The organism is Microbulbifer maximicatervae (SeqCode), from assembly GCF_056231245.1.
Map to the genome: position 1 here is coordinate 1,820,443 of NZ_CP174334.1, position 23,034 is coordinate 1,843,476.

28 protein-coding genes and 1 riboswitch are annotated in these 23,034 nt (G+C 47.1%); of the genes, 12 read left to right on the forward strand and 16 right to left on the reverse strand.

Annotated elements, in window-relative coordinates; all coding sequences use genetic code 11:
• The first annotated feature begins 126 nt into the window (after nucleotides 1-126).
• Nucleotides 127-1,074 (forward strand): DUF5996 family protein, encoded by a 948-nt coding sequence (locus ACJJIS_RS07865; RefSeq protein ID WP_413662398.1) that lies wholly within the window; start codon nucleotides 127-129, stop codon nucleotides 1,072-1,074.
• An 18-nt stretch (nucleotides 1,075-1,092) separates the two neighbouring features.
• Here ACJJIS_RS07865 and ACJJIS_RS07870 read toward each other — a convergent pair whose 3' ends face one another.
• The 4 genes from ACJJIS_RS07870 to ACJJIS_RS07885 all read right to left on the reverse strand — a co-directional run bounded on the left by ACJJIS_RS07870 (nucleotide 1,093) and on the right by ACJJIS_RS07885 (nucleotide 4,159).
• On the reverse strand, nucleotides 1,093-1,572 hold the full coding sequence (locus ACJJIS_RS07870; RefSeq protein WP_444936129.1) for a low molecular weight protein-tyrosine-phosphatase: 480 nt from the start codon (nucleotides 1,570-1,572) through the stop codon (nucleotides 1,093-1,095).
• A gap of 41 nt (nucleotides 1,573-1,613) precedes the next feature.
• Nucleotides 1,614-2,342, reverse strand: coding sequence for a hypothetical protein (locus tag ACJJIS_RS07875; protein WP_475709934.1), 729 nt, complete (start codon nucleotides 2,340-2,342; stop codon nucleotides 1,614-1,616).
• A gap of 24 nt (nucleotides 2,343-2,366) precedes the next feature.
• The gene (locus tag ACJJIS_RS07880; protein ID WP_445358148.1) at nucleotides 2,367-3,035 is read right to left on the reverse strand and encodes a class I SAM-dependent methyltransferase; all 669 of its coding nucleotides are present in this window, start codon (nucleotides 3,033-3,035) and stop codon (nucleotides 2,367-2,369) included.
• A 212-nt stretch (nucleotides 3,036-3,247) separates the two neighbouring features.
• Nucleotides 3,248-4,159 (reverse strand): LysR family transcriptional regulator, encoded by a 912-nt coding sequence (locus tag ACJJIS_RS07885; RefSeq protein ID WP_475709935.1) that lies wholly within the window; start codon nucleotides 4,157-4,159, stop codon nucleotides 3,248-3,250.
• Between the two features lie 106 nt (nucleotides 4,160-4,265).
• Here ACJJIS_RS07885 and ACJJIS_RS07890 point away from each other — a divergent pair, with 106 nt between their 5' ends.
• Nucleotides 4,266-4,565: a GFA family protein gene (locus ACJJIS_RS07890; protein WP_252465752.1), complete on the forward strand. Its 300-nt coding sequence runs from the start codon at nucleotides 4,266-4,268 to the stop codon at nucleotides 4,563-4,565.
• Nucleotides 4,566-4,899: 334 nt separating this feature from the next.
• Here ACJJIS_RS07890 and ACJJIS_RS07895 read toward each other — a convergent pair whose 3' ends face one another.
• The 6 genes from ACJJIS_RS07895 to ACJJIS_RS07920 form a co-directional block, all read right to left on the reverse strand.
• Nucleotides 4,900-5,343 (reverse strand): YtoQ family protein, encoded by a 444-nt coding sequence (locus tag ACJJIS_RS07895; protein ID WP_444893547.1) that lies wholly within the window; start codon nucleotides 5,341-5,343, stop codon nucleotides 4,900-4,902.
• A 156-nt stretch (nucleotides 5,344-5,499) separates the two neighbouring features.
• Entirely contained in the window at nucleotides 5,500-5,967 is a 468-nt protein-coding gene (locus ACJJIS_RS07900) for a nuclear transport factor 2 family protein (RefSeq protein WP_282932387.1), read from the reverse strand.
• Between the two features lie 167 nt (nucleotides 5,968-6,134).
• Complete coding sequence (locus ACJJIS_RS07905; RefSeq protein WP_475709936.1) at nucleotides 6,135-7,016, reverse strand: phosphotransferase; 882 nt, start codon at nucleotides 7,014-7,016, stop codon at nucleotides 6,135-6,137.
• 12 nt (nucleotides 7,017-7,028) lie between these two features.
• Complete coding sequence (gene pnuC, locus ACJJIS_RS07910; protein ID WP_475709937.1) at nucleotides 7,029-7,679, reverse strand: nicotinamide riboside transporter PnuC; 651 nt, start codon at nucleotides 7,677-7,679, stop codon at nucleotides 7,029-7,031.
• Nucleotides 7,672-7,935, reverse strand: coding sequence for a hypothetical protein (locus ACJJIS_RS07915; protein ID WP_282932390.1), 264 nt, complete (start codon nucleotides 7,933-7,935; stop codon nucleotides 7,672-7,674). The genes pnuC and ACJJIS_RS07915 overlap by 8 nt, the downstream gene beginning before the upstream one ends.
• 60 nt (nucleotides 7,936-7,995) lie before the next feature.
• Nucleotides 7,996-10,137: a TonB-dependent receptor gene (locus ACJJIS_RS07920; RefSeq protein ID WP_475709938.1), complete on the reverse strand. Its 2,142-nt coding sequence runs from the start codon at nucleotides 10,135-10,137 to the stop codon at nucleotides 7,996-7,998.
• Nucleotides 10,138-10,192: 55 nt separating this feature from the next.
• Nucleotides 10,193-10,308: riboswitch (TPP riboswitch) on the reverse strand.
• A 61-nt stretch (nucleotides 10,309-10,369) separates the two neighbouring features.
• Here ACJJIS_RS07920 and ACJJIS_RS07925 point away from each other — a divergent pair.
• Complete coding sequence (locus tag ACJJIS_RS07925) at nucleotides 10,370-11,206, forward strand: SDR family NAD(P)-dependent oxidoreductase (protein WP_444913351.1); 837 nt, start codon at nucleotides 10,370-10,372, stop codon at nucleotides 11,204-11,206.
• 33 nt (nucleotides 11,207-11,239) lie between these two features.
• A complete protein-coding gene (locus ACJJIS_RS07930; RefSeq protein ID WP_475709939.1) occupies nucleotides 11,240-11,533 on the forward strand; it encodes a hypothetical protein in 294 nt (97 codons plus the stop codon).
• A gap of 80 nt (nucleotides 11,534-11,613) precedes the next feature.
• Here ACJJIS_RS07930 and trmA read toward each other — a convergent pair whose 3' ends face one another.
• A complete protein-coding gene (trmA, locus tag ACJJIS_RS07935; RefSeq protein WP_475709940.1) occupies nucleotides 11,614-12,702 on the reverse strand; it encodes a tRNA (uridine(54)-C5)-methyltransferase TrmA in 1,089 nt (362 codons plus the stop codon).
• A 53-nt stretch (nucleotides 12,703-12,755) separates the two neighbouring features.
• Between trmA and ACJJIS_RS07940 the strand changes: the two genes are divergently transcribed.
• Nucleotides 12,756-13,160: a secondary thiamine-phosphate synthase enzyme YjbQ gene (locus tag ACJJIS_RS07940; RefSeq protein ID WP_444897647.1), complete on the forward strand. Its 405-nt coding sequence runs from the start codon at nucleotides 12,756-12,758 to the stop codon at nucleotides 13,158-13,160.
• Between the two features lie 27 nt (nucleotides 13,161-13,187).
• Here ACJJIS_RS07940 and ACJJIS_RS07945 read toward each other — a convergent pair whose 3' ends face one another.
• Complete coding sequence (locus tag ACJJIS_RS07945; RefSeq protein ID WP_475709941.1) at nucleotides 13,188-14,213, reverse strand: Gfo/Idh/MocA family protein; 1,026 nt, start codon at nucleotides 14,211-14,213, stop codon at nucleotides 13,188-13,190.
• 278 nt (nucleotides 14,214-14,491) lie between these two features.
• Nucleotides 14,492-14,836, reverse strand: a complete 345-nt coding sequence (locus tag ACJJIS_RS07950; protein ID WP_475709942.1) for a hypothetical protein — start codon at nucleotides 14,834-14,836, stop codon at nucleotides 14,492-14,494.
• Between the two features lie 431 nt (nucleotides 14,837-15,267).
• Here ACJJIS_RS07950 and ACJJIS_RS07955 point away from each other — a divergent pair, with 431 nt between their 5' ends.
• The 5 genes from ACJJIS_RS07955 (at nucleotide 15,268) to ACJJIS_RS07975 (ending at nucleotide 18,252) form a co-directional block, all read left to right on the forward strand.
• The gene (locus ACJJIS_RS07955; protein ID WP_475709943.1) at nucleotides 15,268-15,753 is read left to right on the forward strand and encodes a hypothetical protein; all 486 of its coding nucleotides are present in this window, start codon (nucleotides 15,268-15,270) and stop codon (nucleotides 15,751-15,753) included.
• Between the two features lie 5 nt (nucleotides 15,754-15,758).
• Nucleotides 15,759-16,520, forward strand: a complete 762-nt coding sequence (locus ACJJIS_RS07960; protein ID WP_475709944.1) for a hypothetical protein — start codon at nucleotides 15,759-15,761, stop codon at nucleotides 16,518-16,520.
• Nucleotides 16,513-16,857 (forward strand): hypothetical protein, encoded by a 345-nt coding sequence (locus ACJJIS_RS07965; RefSeq protein WP_475709945.1) that lies wholly within the window; start codon nucleotides 16,513-16,515, stop codon nucleotides 16,855-16,857. Before ACJJIS_RS07960 ends, ACJJIS_RS07965 begins: the two co-directional genes overlap by 8 nt.
• Before the next feature lie 138 nt (nucleotides 16,858-16,995).
• Entirely contained in the window at nucleotides 16,996-17,799 is an 804-nt protein-coding gene (locus ACJJIS_RS07970) for a hypothetical protein (RefSeq protein ID WP_475709946.1), read from the forward strand.
• A gap of 12 nt (nucleotides 17,800-17,811) precedes the next feature.
• On the forward strand, nucleotides 17,812-18,252 hold the full coding sequence (locus ACJJIS_RS07975) for a hypothetical protein (protein WP_475709947.1): 441 nt from the start codon (nucleotides 17,812-17,814) through the stop codon (nucleotides 18,250-18,252).
• Nucleotides 18,253-18,693: 441 nt separating this feature from the next.
• Here ACJJIS_RS07975 and ACJJIS_RS07980 read toward each other — a convergent pair whose 3' ends face one another.
• The gene (locus tag ACJJIS_RS07980; protein ID WP_475709948.1) at nucleotides 18,694-19,041 is read right to left on the reverse strand and encodes a transposase; all 348 of its coding nucleotides are present in this window, start codon (nucleotides 19,039-19,041) and stop codon (nucleotides 18,694-18,696) included.
• A gap of 249 nt (nucleotides 19,042-19,290) precedes the next feature.
• Nucleotides 19,291-20,277 (reverse strand): transposase, encoded by a 987-nt coding sequence (locus ACJJIS_RS07985; protein WP_444914058.1) that lies wholly within the window; start codon nucleotides 20,275-20,277, stop codon nucleotides 19,291-19,293.
• A gap of 132 nt (nucleotides 20,278-20,409) precedes the next feature.
• Between ACJJIS_RS07985 and ACJJIS_RS07990 the strand changes: the two genes are divergently transcribed.
• Both ACJJIS_RS07990 and ACJJIS_RS07995 read left to right on the forward strand, forming a co-directional pair.
• Complete coding sequence (locus ACJJIS_RS07990; RefSeq protein WP_475709949.1) at nucleotides 20,410-20,664, forward strand: hypothetical protein; 255 nt, start codon at nucleotides 20,410-20,412, stop codon at nucleotides 20,662-20,664.
• A 2-nt stretch (nucleotides 20,665-20,666) separates the two neighbouring features.
• Nucleotides 20,667-22,136, forward strand: a complete 1,470-nt coding sequence (locus tag ACJJIS_RS07995) for a PQQ-binding-like beta-propeller repeat protein (protein WP_475709950.1) — start codon at nucleotides 20,667-20,669, stop codon at nucleotides 22,134-22,136.
• A 175-nt stretch (nucleotides 22,137-22,311) separates the two neighbouring features.
• Here the strand turns inward: ACJJIS_RS07995 and ACJJIS_RS08000 are convergent, their stop codons facing one another.
• The gene (locus ACJJIS_RS08000) at nucleotides 22,312-23,034 is read right to left on the reverse strand and encodes a S26 family signal peptidase (RefSeq protein ID WP_475709951.1); all 723 of its coding nucleotides are present in this window, start codon (nucleotides 23,032-23,034) and stop codon (nucleotides 22,312-22,314) included.

Here is a 23,034-nt window from a genome sequence, read left to right on the forward strand (position 1 = left end):
ATCAAAATAGAGCTGTTTATCTGTTTTTAGTTTTTTTCGGATGGGGTATTTTTAGTGGTCTAAGCTTGGCGGTTAACAGAAGGCACTAGGTATCGAGCGAGTCAAAGGATAGATGGAGCACGTAAAGTGAGCAACTTAAAGAATCGGTCTGAGAGTAAAGACTGGCCAGAGTTACCCTACGCTGAGTCAGTAAATACGATTGCCACCCTGCATATGTGGATGCAGGTTATTGGCAAGATTCGCCTGGTACAAACTCCTTGGATCAATCACTCCTGGCATGTTCCTTTATATATTACCGCCAGAGGGCTGGAGACATCTCTTATCCCTTATGGAGGGCGGTCGTTTTCTATTAGCTTTGATTTCTATCATCACGTACTGAAGCTGTTGACCACTGAGGGGGGAGAATGGGTATTACCCTTGGAGTCCCGCACAGTATCTGATTTCTACTGGGAAGTAATGGCTGCACTCAAGCAGCTAGGTATACCGGTTGAGATTAACACCATGCCATCCGAAGTGGCGGATGCGATACCCTTTGAGAGGGATCAGGATAACTACGAGTATGATCCCGAATATGCTAGGCAGCTGTGGCAGGCGTTGGTGCAAATTCATCGGGTTTTCACTGAGTTTCGCAGTCGTTTTATTGGCAAGTGCAGTCCAATTCATTTTTTTTGGGGAAGTTTTGATTTAGCACTTACCCGTTTTTCTGGCAGGGAGGCGCCTCCGCACCCTGGAGGCGTTCCACACTTTCCCGATTGGGTGGCCAGGGAAGCCTACTCTCATGAAGTTAGCAGTGCCGGTTTTTGGCCTGGTGGCGGTGGTGTAGATGGTGCTTGCTTCTATTCATATACTTACCCAGAGCCCCAAGGATTTCCCGAAGCAAGGGTCGCGCCCGCCTCAGCTTACTATTCCAAAGATCTGGGTGAGTTCTTGCTGCCCTATGATGCGGTGAGAGCTTCACGCTCCCCTGATGAGGCGCTGTTTGATTTTTTGCAGAGTACTTATGAAGCCGCAGCCGATAAGGGAATGTGGGATAGGTCTGCCTTGGAGGAAAGTTTCCCCCCACAAGCCCGGTAGAATTTGTGGGGGCTTTGCTTACTCTCTGCTTTTAAGCTGCTCGATAAATGCATCAGATGCTTGTTCTATAAGCTGGAGAATATGTTGAAACCCTTCAATACCACCATAGTAAGGATCGGGCACTTCAGCTAAATCACTATCTTGCAACACTGATAAAAATAACCCTAGTTGGGCGCCTGATGAGTCAGGCTGCAAGGATTGCAATGCTTCCAGGTTATCTTTGTCCATCGCAAAGATATGATCGTATTTTGTAAAGTCGGTAGTGGCTACCTGGCGAGCGTAGCTATTTTCAAATGAATAGCCATTTTCTTCACCAATAGCCAAAGTTCGCGGATCTGGTCGCTTACCTGCGTGGTAGCTGATGATGCCCGCGGAGTCGACGGAAACAGGAATACCCGCCTGCTGTGCCTTGGTGCGGAAAACGGCTTCCGCCAAGGGAGAACGACAAATATTACCGAGGCAGACAAATAATATCGAGAGACCTGAATTAGCTGTCAAAATAGCTCCAAGATACTTTGGGTAAATTAAAGAGGGGTATTTTAATCAAAATATCGAATGTTTACACGCTGGCTATCAGGGGCAATAGAAAGTACAGCTTTAGTCTCAATATAAAACGGCTGGTGTTTACTTGAAAGGTAGTTGGGATTAAGCTGCTTTTTAATAAAAGAGACCGTATTTTCTGTCGTCCAGTAAACTTGGTCTGGTCCCCAGTTTTCAGGCTTTAGCTCGTATAGTAAGTCCAAAGAATTTGCAGATAAGCTGTAAACTTGTAAGGCATTTTCATTAAAACCGGCGTCCAGGTCTTGTTCGGCAACAAAAAGATATCCGCCTTGCGGAGACAGCAAAGGGTAGCCGGCAAGAGAATATTCATGGCCGTTTCTCAAGTCTAGCAAAATATAGGAATGTGCTTCCCAGAGCTGTTGATGAATCAGTAGCAGGTTATCAGTTATTTGCTCAATTGCAGAGTAGGCTATGTGTTCTGCGGGACTATTTGCGGGAAGGATGTCTGTGTACGTCAGTAATTTCCCGCTATTCAGGGCTATAGTCAGGTGCCCTGGTTGCGTCCGCTGGATATGGTTGATCTGAGCACTCAATCCACTTTCGATTGACCGTGCACAGTTTAGAGAATTGTGAATATCAAGGCATTCAAATTTATCTTCAAATACACTGAAATGCAGGCCCAGGCAATAATTGGGAACTACTGCTAAAGCTGACAAGGTAACGAATATCAGTGGATTTCTCAGCCCCAACTTAAACGAGAACTTCATCCTCATAAGTGCCCTGTAGATGCTCTAGCCGGTGATTTTGTGCCGCGCACTGAATAGTGCTACACACCCGCGAATTTCTATTTTGTACTCCTTAAATCGACTGGCAAGAAATGTATTAAGGTCCTCTTCACAATCCTGAGTATTAGAAAATATTCCTTTCTTATTGTAGATAGCCATTAACTTCTTGGCTGCCCCACTTTTCGGTACGCCTTCAGACAGGATGGTGGAACCAAAGACGGTGCCTGAATCCGATAGCAGGGTTGCGACATTATCCAGCGCAACCAGTTTTTCTGACAGCTTGCCGGGAAGGCAGTGAAATAGGTAATTTAAGGAGATTGAATCAAAAACTTCAGTCTCTAAAGTAATTTTATCCAGGACATTGCAGCGGAACTGTGTTGGATTATACCGAGCCACTCTTTGCGCTGAGATATCCAGGCTGTTTTGATTCAGGTCCATCAGGGCGAGGCGGACTTTGTCGGAGGGGAAATGGCACTTGTCCATAAAATAGCCCGTTCCAACACCTACATCCAAGTGGTTGGAGGATATATTTCGATTGAAGTGCTCTAGTATTCCAGGAGTTGGGCACTTCCAAATAAAGCGGTTTGATATGCCCAGAACCCACATATCATAAAGCCAAAGTACGGGTTTGGAATAGACAGCTTGGCCTTGTTCGACCTCTTTAGTGATTGTCACTTCAATCTCCAATGTATGACTGTTGTGCGGCTTTACCAATAAAGGAGAGGGGATGTATCTACAGTGTATTTCGAGAGTATTGTTTTCACTCTCTTCAGCCCCAGTAGCAAGCCGCTTATTATTGTTCTATGGTACCACCTAATGTGGTGCTAAACAGCTGAGTGTTTCACAGAGGATCTCTAATCGCTGCAGAGTTCTTTAGTGGCACATTCTCACTCATCAAACAGGCTAAAGTCATACTCCTGCAAGCGCTCTTGTGCAAAGTTCAAAAACACGTCAATTTTCTTTGAATCTTTTCGCCTTACTTTATAGATAGCGCCTACAGTTTTATCTTTTCGCTCCAAGTCAGGGAGTACCTCTACCAGTCGCCCCTTTTTGATATCCCGTTGGCAAAAATAGGAGGGAAGCTTGGCAATGCCATTCCCGTTTAATGCGGCTGCTCGGGTATGGAAAGTTTTATTGGAGATTAAATTTCCATTGAATTGATAGAACTTCCCATCAATTGACCAGCCATCTTCCAGGCCGTCAAGGCGGGTTAGCATGATGTTGTGTTGGCTGAGCTCGGCAATGGATTTGGGGCAGCCGTGTTCTTCCAGATAGGTCGGCGCGGCAATAAAAATAGGGCGGATACTAAATAGGGGCTGGGCGTAAAACTGGCAATCGGGCAGGGTTTCCCAGACGCGAAAAGCAATGTCGATATCGTCCTCGATTAAATCCAGGTGATAGGGGCTGAAGATAAGCTCCAAGCTGAAATCGGGGAATGCTTTCTGAAAATCATTGCAGATATGACTGAATACTTTTAAGCCGAGGGTTTCCGGAAAAGTGATTTTTAATTTTCCTCGGGTGAGCGTTGCCGCCTCTGCAATCTGGTCTTCCAGCTCGGTGAATGAGCTGATTATTTTTTGCCCTTTCTGGTAAGCAATCCTTCCGGCGTCTGTAACAGCGATTGCCCGGGTGGTGCGATTGAGCAATACCTGGCCAAGGGCCTGTTCAAGTTGAGCGAGAGTCTTGCTTACGGTGGGCGTAGACAGGCCCAAGTGCTTGGCAGCTTTGCTTAAGGAACCGTGATCAACAACACTGCAAAAAACGTTGATCAAATGGTATTTGTCGTACTCTCTACGCACAGACTGTTTCCTTAAAGCTAAAAGATCTTTTCAATATATCCCCTTTGTTAAATTAAAGTAAATAGTAAACTGCTTCCCCATACTAATCGACCAGGGAGATAAGGCTATGAATCCGTTAACTTGTCATTGTGGAGCGATTCATTTCAACAAGCTTATAGATGCCCTGTTTGTACCAGCGGGCCAAAGGGGGCACGCTGATACTGAAGTCGCTATCCATATCAGCGATCCTGAAAACTCACTGCGCAAATATCACTTTAAAGAGGGGGCTTTGCGGGAGAAGGCATTCTGCAAGCACTGCGGTGCGGAAATCTATGCGATCAATCGTAGCGGCGAGGTAGTGCACAACCCATCAGCAGAGGCAGCCTCTCGGCCGAACTATGCCGGTGTCCTTAATTACGGCTTTTAACTAGGGAGCCTCCGAATAACTCCGTGATACCTCTGGCATGCAGAGCGTTTCACAATCAAGGCGCGGCTTCGCAGGAATGTCTAGACCTTTCAAGAAGTCGTAACGCGGAGTGTGAATCGCTCTGCAAGCCCCGAAGGGCGGGCCTTGAAGGCCACAGCTGCTGCGTTGCAGCTCTTGCAAAGGGCTACGGCCATTCGCGGCGAGCTGCGCCTAACATCTGCAGCCTTCAAGGCCCGCAGAGGCATTACGGAGTTATTCGGAGGCTCCCTAGCAGCACCTACTGATTGTGCAGTTTTGTTAGTAGATGCCTGCCGGCTTGCTATCCAGAAGCTCTTTAGGCCTGAGTGGTTAAGTACTTCAGGATATCGACAACCTGTGCGGGGGTCTGTGCCCAGGCCTGGGCGGCACCGTCCACCTCCTTGAGTGCGTGCACCAAAGATTCATCGTGAAGTGTGATATAGGACTTGCCTAAGGCTGCACAAAAGCCGGCATCAAATGCGGCGTTCCATTGTTTGTATTTCTCGCCAAATCGAATCACCGCCAAATCACAGTTTTCAATCAGGTGCTTGATTCGGATTGCGTTAACTTTGGCAGATTTGTGATCCCGCCAGAAAGCGTTCTGCTCCTCACCCAGGCCATCACCAGCGGCATCGCTGGCGTCGTGGTTGGTGACTGCGGAAGAGAAGGAGATGTCCAGCCCTTCTTTTTGGCAACCTTCGATAATTTGCGCACGCCAATCGGAGTGGATTTCGCCGGAGAGGTAAACTTTAAGCTTCATTGAGTGGCCCTGTAGAACTGGAGACTAATATGTGATTTAGAGTCACATACTAGCACTTGGAAGCTTTGAAATCCGGTAGTTGTTCTAGTTGGGAGGGACCTGAGAGAGATCAAATGGACACAGGCCCTGTGCGGGCAGGGCCTGTAAGGCATTTTATTAGAGGACTTGCTGCTCAAACTGGACGTCTTTGGGGAATTTCTCTGCGGGCAGGCGGGTTGAGTGCAATTGGGCTACTAGCCACTTGCCATCGATTTTCTTAACAATGGCGCTTTCCAACCACACAGCTTCTTTATTGCCATCCTCGGATTTAAAAATGGACTTGGTCCAGTAGTTGATGGTCAGCAGGTTCTCACGCTCTTCAAAATTGATAATGCTGAAGTAGTTGATTCTTTCCAGCTTTGAGGGTTTGGGTTTCATTACGGCGATAAGGTCTTCAATATCCCAGACTTCACCGTGCTCAAGGAGTATAAAATCGTCGCTGACGCCGTCTCGCATAGCCTGGTGGTCCAGGTTTGAAAGCGCAGCAAACAGCCCGTCTATCGTTTTAAAACCCTCGGGTTTCTCTACCGCTTGTGCGTTGATAGCGATCAAGGTAAGTAGTATTGCAAAAAATGATCTGATCACAGGAGTACCTCTGTGGTTATTTTAGGGGTGTGAAAAAAGGGGGGGTATTTTAGCCGAGTCGGGCCCTAGTTGAATTACTTCGACAGCAACTTCGAAAGCAACTTGGATTGCGCCGCAGTGACTGACAGTCGCTTCTTGGGGATTGGGCCTATTCTAGCAGGGATTGCTCAGTTGAGGCTGTGAGCCGATAGGCCTTTCAATAACTGTTGGGCTTTATTCCCGATATATCTCCCTTGCTCCGGGGACCTTAGGGTTTGGTTACTCCATTGTACCCCGTGCCAGAGAATACAAAGGTAACCGTAGATCAGCTGCCATAACCCCAAGCGCTGATTGTCTTCAGGTGACACAGTGCGATTAAGATAGCACTCCAGCAAACTATTTTGCTCTCGCTGATTCAAGTTGTGTTCCTCTACCAAAACAGCGAGGTCATAGAATTTATCCCCCATTGCTGCGTACTCCCAGTCGATAGCGTATAGCTTGTCAGAGGGAGCCCAGATCAGGTTGCCAACCGTTAGATCGTTGTGACACAGGCAAAATTCGTCGCCCATCCGATAAGCAGCGTCAATTAATTGCGGAAGTTTCTCTTGCAGTGTGTCGAGCAAGTGGAAATAACTGGCTCGCTTGTCGATAAACTGCCGGTAACTAGAGATTTTCTCACCGATGTTTAATTGGGCATCAATTGCAGGGGAGCCGTGTATACGGCGCAGCAGATCGGCAAGTTTTTCCAAACTGTGGGCGACATTTTTATCCCAGGGAGTGCCTTCAATATAGCGGGTCACCAAATATCGGTAATGTGGGTCACAGTAAACCAAAGGGGCACAGCTGTCGGAATATGTGGCAGCTTGCAGCGCCTGCTGTTCAGCAGCCCTGTCGAGATTGAGCTGATCGCTGATGCTGGAGTTTATCCGCAGCACCATCAGCTGATCGGCGGACTCAACCAGAAAGGCGTTATTGGTCAGCCCCCCAGCCAGGGGCCTGACCACCGTGGGCCGGGCCTTGCTCCAATGATGCCAATCGTTGGGGATGATGTTGCTCAAGTCCTGGCTCATATCAGTTGGTCACTATGCCGCTGCCATTGTTTGAGGAGCGCTATCGGGTTGTTGTTTCTCTTTTCGGAAAATGGCCAACCACTGGAAATAGCCAATCACAACCAGCACCAGGTACAGCATAAACAATACGGCAGTAAGGTAGAGTTCTCTGTCCAGGTAGAGATAGATTGAAGCACCGTCTACGACAATCCAGTAAAGCCAGTTCTCCAGTACCTTCCGGGTGACCATATAGGTGGTGACGATTGCCCCCAGAGTCGTGAATGAATCCAGGTAGGGGAGGGCGGCACTGGTGTTGCGATCCAGCAGGTAGCCGATCAGTAACGTCAGTATCAGGGTAGCGCCAATAACTATTGAGTGGGTTTTTCCGCTCCAGCGATGGATTTTTAAATCGTCTTGCCGGTTGCGGTGATTTCGCCATTGCCACCAGCCATAAACTGCCATCAGCAGATAGAAAACCTGTAGTGCAGACTCCATTAACAGGCTGACATCCCAAAATAGAAACAGGTAGATCGTCGTACTGACAAACGCGGCATACCAGCAGCTGATTTTCTCCCTCATGGCCAGAAGCAAATAAGCCAGGGCCAGTATTACAGCGGCTACTTCCCAGAGGGACATGGCCGCAATCGAAGCGCTGATTGCGGTGATGATATCTTGGTCAAACATGCGCTTCTCCCGGGGCCAGGTCGCCGTCAATAAACTTGCATACAAAAATGGCGCGGCCAAACTGTTCGTAGGATTTTCGCATTTCCAACTTGAGCACATCCATCAACAGATCGTAATCGCCAAACACCTGAGTACTCATTGTATTGGTGATTACCTTGAGTTCTGGGTGGCTGTTTAACTGTGCGATAAACGCTTGAATAGCCGGGATGTACTCGTCCTTTAACGGATACATACTGATTTCGACAGAGAGCTGCATAATTTCCCGCTTGATAGAGATTCTGGAGCAGCGAAGCGCTGCCCCAAAGTCACTGAGTGATTAGAAGGTGTAGGTGCCTGTTACCCCGGCAATTCGGGGCTCACCATACTGATAGTAGGGCTCGGCTGCGTAGCCATTGGCCGGGTTATTGCCATACTGGTTACTGAAGTAAAACCCACGCACATAGTAATCTTCGTCAGTCAGGTTTCTTCCCCACAGGGCAACATCCCAGTTATCTCCCCGGTAGGTCAGGCGAGCATTGACCAATTCGTAGGCTGTGGATTTTTCGTCGTGGCTGTTTGAGAAGTAGAATTCGTCTTTACCCTCAAGCTCCAATCGCAAGATCAGGTTGGGAAGCAGATCGATTTCTGTACCGGTGAAGAACTGGTAGTTGGGGGCGTGAGCGATATCGCGGCCATCCAGATCAACCGCAGCCAACACCGTTCCTGCGTAGTCATCTCGGGCATCGACGTGGGAACTGCTTTCGTAGTCTTTAAATTCTGCATTCAGCCAGCCAGCAGAGGCGAAAAAGCGCAGGGCGTCGGTAGCCTGATAGTTCAGTTCCACCTCAAGACCAGTAGTACTTCCGCCGGCTGCATTGGCAAGGTAGTCACTAAATGAGTAGTCGGCAGGGTTAAAGATAGAAACCTTGGCCTGAACGTCATCCCGGTCCTGGTAGAAAGCGGCAACCTGGGCTTGCAAACGATTCTCCAGCCAACTGCCCTTAATACCTAATTCATAGTTGAGCAGTTGTTCGGTATCGAACTCGAACATGTCACTGTTGATCTCAGTGTTGCTTGTTGATTCTGAGATGATTCTGCCGTTTACACCGCCGGCTTTATAGCCCCGGGAAACCGTAGCGTAGAGCAGGGTGTTGCCGGTGTAATGGTATTGCAGGGATATATTGCCGCCCCACAGATTTTCACCATTATCTGCATCGATGTTATAGGAGTCAGAGTAATCGGCTTCGCGTCTTTCCAGTCTAAGACCGGTGATCAAGTTGATCGCTGGGGTGATTTCCGTAGAGAGCTGGCCGTAGATGGCAGAGTTTTCAGTATCAAAAGTGCTGCGGAAGCTCTGGTTGCGATTCAGGTCCTCGCGCTCCGTGCGGCCGTAAAGGCCCACTACCCAGTGGCTGCGATCCCAGAATAACTTGGACTCTTCGGTAGAGAGTGCGCGAAGGTCAATACTGATATTGTCTTTATCGCGCTGGTAATTATCCGTGGAGCTGTATTCCCAGGAATGAAAGCCGACATAGCTCCAATCCTCATCGTAGCCATATTCTGTATCTGAATCGGCGAGGCTGAGAGTGCCTTCTAGAGTAAAGTTCTCGTTACCAGACCATTGAGCAGTCAATGCGCCGGCAAAGGTTTCCTGGCGATCCCAGCCGGGCTGGTCAGATTGGGTTTCGCGAGTGTTATAGAGAGAGAAAGCATCGTAGCCGTTATCAACATCGATATAGAAGAGGGTAACGCCCAGCTTTAAATCGTCGGACGGGGAGTAGGCCAGCTTACCGCGCAGTACAGACTCGTCAATATTACTGGTGTCATCTCGGTTGAGATACACATTCTCGGTATAGCCGTCGGATTTGCGTTTGCTGGCAGCCAATCGATAGCCAAGAGCATCGCTCAAAGAACCACTGGTAGCCGCGGACAGACTCTGTCCATTGTACTCACTTAGCTCGGCGGACACCTTGGTGGTTGACTCACTGGTGGGCGCTGCACTGGTCATGTTGATCAGGCCGGCCAGGGCATTAGCACCGTACACGGTGCCCTGTGGACCCCGCAGGATTTCCACTTGGTCGATATCCAGGGTGCTGGCTGCGAGCCCCAGGCCAGTAAAATCGATACCGTCGATGATCAGGCCTACAGAGGGGTTTACCGGATCGATAAACTGGCTGCGCTCACCAATTCCGCGAATCTGTACAAATCGTCCCCTGGAGGCGCCGGAGGAAAAATTCACATTGGGCGCCATGTTCAAAAGCTGGTCCAGATTGGCCGCGCCCCGCGCATCGATCGCGCTTTCATCCAGCACGGTAACACTGGAAGGAAGCTCCAAAAGGTTGGTTTCCCGTAGCTGTGCCGTAACCACCACTTCCTCAAGCCCTGTCTCTGCGGTATTAGCGGTGGCGATACCAGCGAACAGGCTGCTGGCAAGGCTGACAGACCAGGCAATAGGGTGGGTGGGAAACTGTTTTTTCATGGTTCTCTCTCGAATAGCGGCAGTGAAAGAGACCCGGAGTGCGACGTGGGGAGGTTTTGCTTTGTCTACCTATTCCTACGCCGGTATTAACCGGATCAGGTTCAAGGGTTTGTCGCGACAGACCAATTTGATCCCCGGACATCTCAGGCAAGGCCACCCCTTAGGTTTTGCGGGCGCGATGATAGCAGAAACTGGGGTATAAAGTGGTAAAAGCAAGGAAGGGAAAGCGCTTATGGATCAGGTATCTTACTTTAGTGGCAAGACGGCACTGATTACCGGTGGTGCTTCTGGAATCGGTGCGGCCTTGGCCTGTCGACTGGCAGCACTTGGGGCTCAAGTCATTATCGCGGATATCCAGCGGGACCTGGCTACGCAGGTTGTCAGCCAAATACAGGAGTCCGGTGGGAGAGCATCGTTTGTTCACTTGGATGTTCGTAATTTTGATCAATTTTTTCAGGTCATTAGTGAAATATCTCCGTTAGATTTCCTTTTTAACAATGCTGGTATAGGAGTGGGTGGATATTTTTCCGATCATAATCTTGAAGATTGGAAAGCGGCGATTGATATCAATTTGTTTGGCGTTATTCATGGGCTCCAATGTGGTTTCCAGGCCATGAAGCGCCAGGGCTCTGGCCATATTATCAATACTGCCTCAATGGCGGCTTTAGTTCCGTCGCCAGCAATGGCCGCCTACTCAGCCTCCAAGAGTGCTGTGGTGGCAATATCAAAGGCTATTCGCCCTGAGGCTGAGTCCTGCGGTGTACGAGTGAGTGTTTTGTGTCCCGGGGCAGTATCAACGCCGATTTTGCAGGGAGGTGGCGTCAGTGGGCGGATGCCAACCCCCATTCCACTTCAACAGCAGGCAGAGATGTTCGAGCCTCTGGGGCCAATATCTGCTGATGCTTTTGCAGAAAAGGCTTTGTTTCAAATTGCAAAGAACAAAGAAATCATTGTTGTGCCAGCAAAACTTAAGTTGCTGTGGTGGCTGGAAAGATTATTTCCTTCTTTGCTGTGTCGCCTTTCCTTTAAGCAGATGGAGAAAATACTTCAGCCTTTGGGACTAAAATAATTGTATCTTTGGAAAGGCGGAGTAAATTGGGAAATGATGATTTCCTGTGACCACTGTGGTGAAGTTTGGGAGTTTGCTGATAAGGCCCTGCCGAACATTCAAAAAATTACGCGGAATTTTTCTGAGGGGCGTATTAGCGTAAGTTTGATAAAAGCGCTGAGCGGTGAACTTAAATTGCCTATGCTCTACAGCAAAAAATTGGCTGTTCATATAACGGTAAGATCTGGGCACTGCTTTTACTGCCAGGAGCCCCTGGGCATAGAAGAGGCGTTTATAAAACACTGCCGGGGCTGTGGTGCCTTGAATTTGGATCGCAGATTCGCTTAATGGGGAGCAGCTTATTTAGAAGCTCCCAGCGCGCCGAAATAACAGCACGCCGGGGTGGGGTAGAGGAATAACGGAAGCGATTACTTCTTCACCAACAATAAACTTGTTTCAGTATGGTCGGTATAGGGGAACTGATCGAAGAGCGCGAAGCGCTCGATGCGATGGGTTTTGGTCAGCGACTCCAGGTTTTCCAATTGGGTTTCCGGATTGCAGGAGATATACAGGATTCTCGGGAAGCGGGCGACCATCGCACAGGTGTCTTCATCCAAACCCGCTCGGGGGGGATCAACCAGGACGGTGGAGAAGTCGTAGCTATCCAGATCTATATCCTTAAGGCGGCGAAAGGGGCGTACCTTATCGATGGCCTGGGTAAACTCTTCACTGGACAGGCGTACGATATCCAGATTGGTGATCTGGTTGTTGGCGATATTCTCCTGGGCCGAATTTACCGATACCTTGGAGATTTCAGTGGCCAGGACCTTGCGGAATTTCTCGCTGAGCGGGATGGTGAAATTGCCATTGCCACAGTAGAGCTCCAGCAGATCGCTATCACTGTCTCCGCAGGCACTTCTCGCCCACTGGATCATGGAACGACAGATCGCTCCATTGGGTTGGGTAAAGCTGCCTTCCACCTGTTTGTACTGGTAAGTTTTCCCATCGATATCCAGTTTTTCGGTAACGAAGTCACGCTCCAAAACCACTTTTTGCTTGCGCGAGCGCCCCAAAATCGGGAATCCCAGCTGTGCCTGGAGTGCTTTGGCTTCCTGCTCCCAGGTCTCATCCAGTTTCTTGTGGTAGATCAGCGTAATCAGCGCATCACCATTCAGCGTGGTAAGAAACTCGGCGGAGAACAGGCGTTTGCGTAGGACTTCGCTATTATTGACAGCAGCCAGCACCTTCGGCATCAACTGGTTCATCAGCTCAGAGCCGACGGTAAACTCATCGATGATAAAGGGCTTCTTGTACTCACCCTGGCGGTACATGGCGTAATTGGCTACACCTCCCTCATGCCACACCTTGAATTCGGCGCGCAGACGGTAGTGAATGGGCGGGGAGGGGAAGAGTTCCGGCTCCAGGTCAGTGAACTTGCTGTAAGCCTCTTGCAGGCGCTCGGCCTTGTTTTGAAGCTGTTGTGGGTAGTCGTCAGTATTAACGCGGTACAGTGCCATATTACAATGCGGTGTCAGTACAAAAAGCGGGCGCGAATTATATAGGAAACCGTATGGCAATAGGTGAGATAAAAATTCCGGTTCATGGACAGGGGCTTCACGAGTTTACCGGCAGTGTAGTTGATTGGGTCAGTGATCAGGCCCTCGATGAGGGTCTGTGTACACTTTTTATACAGCACACCTCTGCAAGTTTACTGATTCAGGAAAATGCCGACCCCAGTGCGCGCCGTGACCTTGAGAACTGGCTCAATCGACTGGTGCCGGAAAATGACTCGCTTTATACCCATACCCTTGAAGGGCCAGATGATATGCCGGCTCATATCAAATGCAGCCTTACCGCGACCAGCTTGTCCATTCCAGTGCAAAAGGGGCGCTTGATGCTGGGTACCTGGCAGGGGATCTATCTTTGGGAGCACCGCCATCACCACGGGGCTCGGCACGTTATCCTGCATATTTGATTCAATACCGCGCGTTGGTGGCGATAGCTAGATGGCTACGCCAACTGCTTGGCAGTACTGGTCGATCAATGACTGGGTTGCGTGGGCCCTCTCGATAGCCTGGATACGGTCAACTTGATTATCTGGGGTTGTTAAGTGGCAGAAGTCTTCGATCATCTGTACCGCCTGCGATCGCTCTATAGGGACTTGTTGGTGTTCGAACTTATCTGGCGATGCCTGCCCCCGGCGAACCACAAATTCTGGCGTATATTCAGGATTGTAAAAGGCTGCGCTGTCTCTCCAGTCGAGTACAAAGTCGTCTAGCTGGATCAGGCCGCTTTCTCCCAGAATGTCCAGGTCCATTTGCCAAACGCCTGAGTCATATCCGAACTCAAAAGTTGAAGTTTGCCCGCTGGCAAATTCAATCAGGCCCGCACCGCTAATAATGGTCCCTGTTTGTGAGTCCCGCTTTATCGCTCCTGAAATTGCCTTTATTGCTCCTGTGGGGCGCATATATTCGACGATTGCACGCATGTTGTACCAGCCGATATCCCCGATTGCGCCAGTGGGTTCTTTGTGTGAATCGAAGCGAATATTGTTGCGGTCCATCATAGAGGCAAAAAAGGCGCTGCGAATTCTATTAACCGGGCCCAGATATTTTTTTTCCCACTGAATAATTCTGGCCGTGCGAGGGTGATGGGTGAAATGTGTGGCATCCATAAATGCCAACCCTTCAGACTGAGCCCGGGCGGCAATTTTGTCGACCGAGGCAGTATTGAGAAAAGGTTTTTCACAGAGAAGATGCTTATGGTTGGCCAGTGCCGCGAGGCAGATTTCCTCACGACTGGTGGTGGGGCTAGCCACGTAAATGGCATCCGAATCTTCCGCCTCTACCAGTGACCTCCAATCCGGGTAGACATTCGGAATCCCGTGTTCGCAGGCGAACTCTTTGGCCCGTGTGTGCCGTCTGCTGGCGACGGAGGAAAGGCTGGCACTGTCTGCCTGGCTGATGGCTCGGGTGGTAAAGTCAGCGATTATTCCTGTGCCAATAATTCCGAAGCGTATGTTTACCATTGATGATTGCCTTGAGATGGGGGCGAGAGCAATTGAGTGCCGGTCTAGTGATGTTTAGAGTAAATTATAGGAGGCGCTTTTGCAGAAACCTTCAGTGATAATGCTGGAGAAAACAAAGTTGTAGCAGTTCGTTTGGATGAAAGGGGGAGCTTAAAAAAACTGAACCAGTTTAGATAAGTCGATAGCCCCACCTTGGGCAGCGATTAAGGCACCCACTCATCGCCTGCAAGCGATAGTAAACATTTGGGTTGTTAATCGGTGAATACTGTGCGAATACACTATTGATTTGATGTGTAATCAGAATCTTTGGCGATATTGGCACAAATGGGGTTGAGATCTACATCGGCCATGCAGGAAGTGAGGACTCTTATTGCAAAGCCGGGGATTTTATCTGACCGCTCGCAAAAGCGGTCTTTACACTTATCTTCAGTATTAGCCTGGCGAGCGATAGAGTCATTTAAGCAGCGCATAAACCAGCTAATATCTGTTAGGCGTTTCCGCCATATTGAAGTGATTTCTTTTAGTGTGTTCAGCTCACGGCAGTCAAGGGTATCGCCTTTAAGGTAGCGCTGAGCCAAACTAGAGGCTTTGAATATTTTTTGCCAGCGAGTAATCACCTCCAATAGAGATCACTTATCAGCAGTTTTGTGTCAATGTAGAGTACCACATGGTAGTGATTACTCATTACTGCATAAGCGACAATATCCAGGGCAAAACCTCAGCTAACTTATGCATACGATTTTCGATCCACTCACGCCGATAATCATAATCTTTCCCAGATACAGTATCCCGACCACAAAGGAATGCTCGCCGTATACAGCGGGATACGCAGTGGTAATAAGGTGTTGCCTCAAGAGATATCTGCGTTCTTCGCGGTAGAGTCATTGATTGCACGCGCATTGGCATGTATGAATATCCAGTATTTTGTGGGTTTGCGCTCTTTTGTCAATAAGGTTGACGGGTTATACTTCTTATTTGGTGGGTGTCCAGAATTTGTTGAAAGTCCTACGCTGGGGTGGACAAGGGCAATGGTCAGCGTAGCAAATATCTCCGAGTGTTAAATTTTAATGATAAAGAAGTGGATATCATTGAGCCTTGGAGCCTACGGGATGCCATGGAGAAAGCAAGCGATGAGACTAAAAATGTGAGCTTACACCGGCAGTTTGCCTTGGATAGCGCCGCAAAAAAAATTGGACACGCACGAGGAAAGAAGGATGAAAATGATAAATTTCCAGTGGTTGAAGTGATTGATTTTAATTGGTATTTCCAAAAATTTAATACTCAATGGAAAAACAATAAAAATAAACCACAGAGAGATTTAAGTATTGATTTGGGTGATGTTGGGAACAAGAAGAGCGTCAGTTATACAATTGCCCAGCCATTGGTGAGTAAGGCCGGTGTTGAAGACGCTATTAAAACCAATTTTGAAGGCGGGGTGAGTAGTGGCCATTTGAAAATGGCTAGCTTTAACGAAGTTATTAATAATTTGGCCAGCATTGGTTTTGACGAAGTTACTGATGTGATCGTTGCAGAGGACTAGAAGTGATGACTCAGCCTAATTTAGAATTTACGAAAGACCCCCAATGGATATCTCAACGCTTAGAGCGTTGGAAACCTATTGAAGCATTTTTAAAGGAAGATAATCGCGGAGATAGGATTTTTAAAATAAAAAATGCTTTCTTAACAGGAGTGTGTGAAGATTTTGACTTGGCTCGTGGTGGATCTATTGTTTTATACTTTCCACTACAAAATGCAGAGGGCTGGGATTTTGCTTTTATGGATGAAAGAATGAAGCCTGAGGCTTTTGAACGATATTTTTACGATAGTTTAACAAGTGATTATGAAAAGTTTTTTTGGGATCAGGAGTCACGGCTAAGATTCTTCGATTATTTTCACTCTAAATATTTTCGTTCGTTGGTTAAAAGCCGGGTCCCTGTCGGAAGAGACCAGAAAGTAGTTGAGTTGGATGTTGACCCTTATGATTTGTTTGATCGAATGTGTGGGTGTATAGGGAGTTACTTGCGCAAAGGTTATCCAACTATACTGATGAAGCGCCTAGATTACTTTTTTTCTTGTTTGGATGCTCTTGGTGATCTTGCCAATTCCGATTCCAAGTCTGTTGAGTATTGTATATATTTTATAAGGCGCTTCTTGAGTAATTATTTTGAATTTAATCCAAAAGTTATATTGGATGACCAGTCACAGCAAATAGCTTTTTTAAAGCGATTTTATGATCATGTCGCTAATAACCCAGTAGACCCTAGTATTAAAAAAATTTGGCAAGAGGTGGTTTCTGAACATGAGTGATAATCGCTTTGCTATTGATATTACTGTCCCGCAGGACCAATTGTCAGACTGGGTGGTTTTAATTCAAGGTTTATGTGGTGGACAGTTGGGCGCTTACCTCGAAGAGCGGTTGGAAGCTCTTAACCCTGACTCCCTGACTTTAATGGATAAAGTACTGGACGACTGGTGCAACTATGGTCGTCCCACTTTTTATGATTTTGAACAGCAGGGTAATCGGCTACGCTGCCACGCTGAAGGCCCAACCGGGTTTCACCGAGATCTTGAAGTTTTTCGTGAGGCTTTGGTGCTTTGTGGGGCAACGGTTAACGTGGATGATAAGAGTTTGTTGGAGCCCTAGGGGCTATTCTCATTGCTTCCTCTCTGGCCGCTAAGTGTTTTGCTTAGCGGCTTTGTTGTTTTAATAGGCTATTTCAGGGTATCTATAGATTAAGAGTACTAAAAGAAGCATCTGAAGAATTTATCTTGGAGGTCTAAAATGTTCGAGAATTACCAGTTTAAAACCGATAGAAATGCTCAGTGGGACAGAATTGAGGCCTCTGAGCGGGAAGATGGAAGAGCAGAGATTTATAATCAAAAAGATAAGGCGTTTTTCTATAACGGATTTGATGAAACTGATTGGCGTAAAGTTGAACCTCATCATGTTGGTAACCTTGCGCTGTATCCAAAGAAAACGATTGCCGGCTGGGAAGACTACTTTAGTTATTTTAAAGACAACCCATTAAAGCCTTACCAGGTTGCTGACTTGCAACAAGCTTTATTGGAGGGGAGGATTGGGGAGTATGCTCACCCTCAAGATGATGCCTATTATGTTTGGAACTTTTGGGGTGATACTTGGCTCCCAGATTCAATTATAGACATAGAGATTCCGATAAAAGAACCGATAGCCCCGCTTGACGCAAGCTTTGCCTATAGTTGTGCTATGCGAAACCTTACGAGCTGGTTAAAAGATACGGACAATAACAGTGTTGGAAGCTATTTAGAATATCTACCACGCTTTATGGATGCCATGCCGCCATTATTAGACGCTCGGTTATTTGATTTCAAGAATTATAAGATCAGGCAGACACTATCCCCTGAGTTGCCAGTGCGTATTGGGCCGGCTAAATCCCGTATGAAACAATTAATCCGTAATGCCCATGGTCTGATAGATCCGGCCGATAAAAAACGTGATTATAAAGTGACAGTGGCTAAAAACTTTTTTGACGTATTTGATGCTCATAGTGACAAGCTGGGTGAAGATTTCCCGCGCTTTATCGCCGAAGCCTTGGAAGAAGAGTAGGGGGGTTAGGTTATGGAAGCTGATGGAACGCTGTTAATACTGAATCCTAAAGTGGTTTTACCCAAGCTATTGGTAACTTTCAATTGTATTAGCTGGTCAGCGCTGACCGAGCTTTATCAATTAGCGGGGTTTAAAGAACCGTTAGAGGAATTAGACTATTCCCTCCTCGTTAATGAAGCCCTGCCTACGCAAGGTGCAGAGGAGGCTTTTGATGGTGTAGTGATTTATAGTTTGTCCGATGCCTGGATGTATTTTGCAAAAAAGCTAGTGGAGCAGGGTAGAGATATAGAGCTTTATGGCGTGATTGAGCGGGATGTCGGCAATATTGAATACTATGCCGTGCGAGAGGGTCTGCGCTTTTGGGGGGAGTTTAGCCGGGAAGGTGATGATGACAATACCGCTTTGGCTGAATGGTTAGCTGTATTGCCAAATAATTATTCTGGACACCCATAGATTAGAGAAAAGTACCACACAATTCCGGACACTCTTAGTTTAAAGAAAGTTGTTAACAGTGTTGCCAGCGTTAGTCCCAGTATCTATTTCTTTCTGTTTGCTAGTTAAGTAGATGTGAAGTGCTGAAGAGTTATGCTTGGGCTTAGACTAACTGGGGTTTTAGATAAAAGTGGAAAACAGTATCGAGAGAGTGGAAGGGAGCTAGTAGGGTGTTGCAGAAAGGTAGCACCGACAGTCTCTTATGCCATGTACCCAACGTTTATTGAGTCGCCTACAAGCGTGTCTTACGGCCTCAGCTGACCCTACCAAACCCTTAAAGCGGCTTTCAAAATTACGACTGAGATAAAGCCAGTGCCTTGGTGGAATACCCAGTCGCTCGAGTATGGGTGGAGTGTTTTCAGCGATGGCTCCGCGCTTTCTAGGGTCTAGATGTCGCCCGCTCTAATCGACTAGCTCTAAATAGTGATCCAGCCGAAAAGGAAGTCCTTTAGGCATATTCAGTCGCTCACCGCCTACAAGTGGCAGTAGCTCTTTGGGCTGCTCGTCCAAGATTGATGCACGAATACGCTGCTGAATGGAAGTGTGATCAGAATCTTCAGGGGTTTTTGCCATATTAGCGCGGATGGGGTTGAGGTCGACATAGGCCATGCAGGCAGCAAGGGCCTTTTCATCCAATAAAGCTTGGGATTTAAAGCGTCCTTCCCAGAAGCGACCTGTACACTTGTCTTCAGTGTTGGCTTGGCGAGCGGCAGACTCATTTAAGCAGCGCATAAACCAGCTGATATCCATTAAGCGTTCTCGCCATATCGAAGCGACATCTTCTAGTGCCTTAAGCTCGCAGGGATCAAGAGTGGAATCAATTTAGGACACCCATAGATTGGAGAAAGGCGTTAACAGTATTGCTAGCGCTAGCCCCAGTATCTGTTTCTTTCTGTTTGCTAGTTAAGTTGAGATGAAGTGCTGAAGAGTTATGCTTGGGCTTAGACTAACTGCGGTTTTAGATAAAGTGGAAAACAGTATCGAGAGAATCGGAGGGGACTAGCAGGGTGTTGCAGAAAGGTAGTGTCGACAATCATTTATGCCGTGTACCCAGCGTTTATTCAGCTGATTGCAAGCGCTTCGTACGGCCTCAGCAGACCCTATCAAAGCTTTAAAGCGGCTTTCAAAGTTTCGATTGAGATAAAGCCAGTGTTCAGATGAAATTCCCAGCCGTTCGAGGATGGGTGGGATATTTTCGGCGATGGCTCCGCGCTTTCTAGGGTCTAGATGCCGCCCGCTCCAATCGACTAGCTCCAGATAGTGATCTAACTGAAAGGGTAAACCCTTTGGCATATTTTGACGCTCGTCACCCACAAGCGGCAGCAAACTTTTGTGCTGCTCACCTGAGATTGCTGCACGAATACGTTGTTGAATCGATGTGTGATCAGAATCTTCAGGAGTCTTGGCGATATTGGCACGGATAGGGTTGAGGTCTACATAGGCCATACAAGCGGCGAGGGCTCTTTCGTCCAGCAAAGCCTGGGACTTAAACCGGCCCTCCCAAAAGCGGCCTGTACACTTGTCTTCAGCATTGGCCTGGCGAGCGATAGCTTCATTTAAGCAGCGCATAAACCAGCTGATATCCATTAAGCGTTCTCGCCATATCGAAACGATACCTTCTAGTGCCTTAAGCTCGCAGGAATCAAGAGCATCGCCGTTTAGATAGCGCTGGGCCAAATTAGAGGCCTTGAATATTTTTTGCCAGCGAGTAATCACCTCGAAAAGAGACCACTTATCGGCAGATTTTTTGTCAATGTAGAGTACCACATGGTAGTGATTGCTCATTACTGCATAGGCGGCAAGGTCCAGGGCAAAAACTTCAGCCAACTTATGCATACGGTTTTCGATCCACTCACGTCGATAATCATAATCTTTCCCAGATACAATATCCCGACCACAAAGGAATGCTCGCCGTACACAGCGGGATACGCAGTGATAATAGGGTGTTGCGTCAAGAGATATCTGGTTGCTCCGCGGTAGAGTCATTGGTTGTGCGCGTATTTACTGGATGGATGTCCAGTATTTTGTAAGTTTACACTCTTTTGTCAATGGTGTTGGCGGTTTATACTTCTTCTTTGATGGATGTCCAGAATTTGTTACATAAGTTTTTTTTCGGATGTGATTGCGACTGGTGCCACCAAGGAAGTGACGGAAGATGCTATTATTGAACACATTAAAGACCTGATTGTTAGGCATCAGGACAATTTGGCTATGGACTTTGGTAATTTAGACCTAAAGAAAAAGTCTGACAGGGAACAGTGGGACAAAAATATACTACCAAAGTTGTTTGATGCATTAGATGGTGGCGGATCAGATGGGCAAAAATTTGTTCAGATATACAGCTATGAAAATATTATAAAATCGGGCGATTAGGTATGAAGATATATAGTTTTTGTGAGGGGGTTTACGTCCACTGCCATCCAGAGAGGAAAGGCAGCCTGTACCTGGCGGCAGGAGTGGGGGGGAATTTTAAGTTGAAAAATGGTGAAGTCACTTATGAAGAGTATTTGAGTGATGATCAGCGTTTTAACTTTTATCAAATTGCCGGTGGTGTGTATAGAAGGTGCTTGGTGTCCGATCAAGCTTTGTTTTTAAATGGTTCTGGGGGTGAGTTAAATTTACCAGAAGCGTTTTTGGATGTTATTTTTCCAGCCTACCCCTTGATTGGTGAAGTAAATAGATTCCCAGCAACCATCTTAAATTATCCGAAAAAATTTAAAAATAGTTTGGCTGTTTTTGATGTTGACTCAAGAAGCTTTGTTTCTAAAGAAGTCCGCTCTATTTCTGATGTTTTAATAGATAATTTTCTATATGGTTATGATGTTAAGGCAGAGCATTTCTTCAAATATGACCTTAACTTAAATGAGGTCTGGATTTATAAGCAAGATTTCCCATCCGAGCGTGCCCTGAAGCCTATATTAATAGAGGGTACAATCGTTACATTTATTGGGCCGCAAGTAGAGTCCCGTCAGCAGGTTGAAGGACGTAGCCACTCTACTTTCAGTGGCGGTGTGTTGGTGGGGATAAACGATGAAGATGGCAGCGTGGTATGGGAGCGTGAGATGCCTAATGCTGTTGATATCTATCAGTTGGTTGGAGGCGTACTTTATGTGGTTTCGTTGAACGAGATTCTGTTGATTAATGCTATCAGTGGTGAGCTGATCAATCGAATTGACACCGAAACCTCAGTGCCGCTTAATCGGCGCTGGGGTCCGTCTATTTATATTGATGACTCCTATATTTATTACAGTCATTTTGATGATGGAGTGATTCTAATTTACGATATAGATAGTTTAACTTTGCAGCGCCGTATTGATCTTCCTGAAGGCTATTATGTCGGAGGCCATGACTTTCATGATAGAGTCTCAGGTAAGCAGTATTTTTCTCTGGTTACTCATACGCAGTATGTCGCTCAAGGTCCAGTATTGGAAGTTGACCCTCAACATTTAGATGAGGTGCTGGAGTTTGAATCGAAGCCTGACATGGATATCAAGTTAGACTACTCGCCAGATAATACCGCTGAGAAAGAACTTGTTATCAGAATTGCCTGCGAAAGTCTGGATGACGCTCTACGTTTTGGTGAAATCTATACGCGTGATGAAGCCCAGCGTTATAGTTTCAACTATATGGAGATGAGGTTTCAGGATAGGCCCTTTACTCCTGAGCCGAGTTTTAATGGCATTATCCGATTTCAATACTCAGGCTGTAGCCAATCGAAGGAGTTGGTTGAAGAGCATCTGAGCGTTATGGAAAAACGTTTTTCAAAATGGGCTGAAGATAGAGGTTTTTATTCGTGTACGGATAAAAATCAGCTGACTCAACTTAAAGCAGAGTATGTTGCTTAGCATAGATTAGGGGTATCCACAGATTAAGAAAGATATCAAAATAAGTGCAATGAAAGTGCTTATGCCAGAGGTGTTTGAGGAGTGTGAGTTTGTAGAATAGATCAAAACTGTGTGAGCCAAGGTCAAAGCAGGGGGAGGTTGGCCCCGCCCCCCCAGAAAGAGTTAATCTTGTACGCTAACGCACCACCTGCAAGGTGTCGTCTGACAATAACTGATGCTGGTGATCAATGGTGAGTAGTACTAGTTTAACCTGCCCCGCAAGCTGCTCGGTGTGAATCCCTCCAAAGTATCGGCTATCATGGCTGGCACCTTGATTATCGCCTAATACATACCATAAACCCTCGTGCTGCAGCTTGCCATCTGGCCATAGGGCTACACGTTTGACAAGCCTGAGACCTTTATTTCCCCTTTGAAATACCACCACATCATCGGGTTGGGGTGCTCTGTCCTGATATATCCAGGTATCCAATACAATGAACTGCCCCGGTTTCAATGTTGGGTACATGGACATGCTCGGTACATAGTTTATATGTATACCCAGCCAACGATCTTTGTAAAGAAATCCCGCAGTGAGACCTAGTAGGCAAGTGAATGTGAATATACTAGTGTGCAAAAACTGGCGAATAAGCCTATTTGAAGGGGAGGTGGGTATACTGAGACACAAGCCAGTAGAAGCTAAATAGACCAGTCCCGCGAGAGTAAGACATATTACAATCCCAATGGGTTCAAAGACCCATCGAGACCAGCATAGAGTAACGACTAGAGTAATGAGCGCAGCTTGGGTAAAAAGAGCTGCTTGCCAACGCCCGATCAGCATTAGGCCTGCACCAGGAACAATCACATTAAGAAGTACTGCAAATAATTGTAGAGATCGAACTCGTAAAAGCCCTTTTAACAT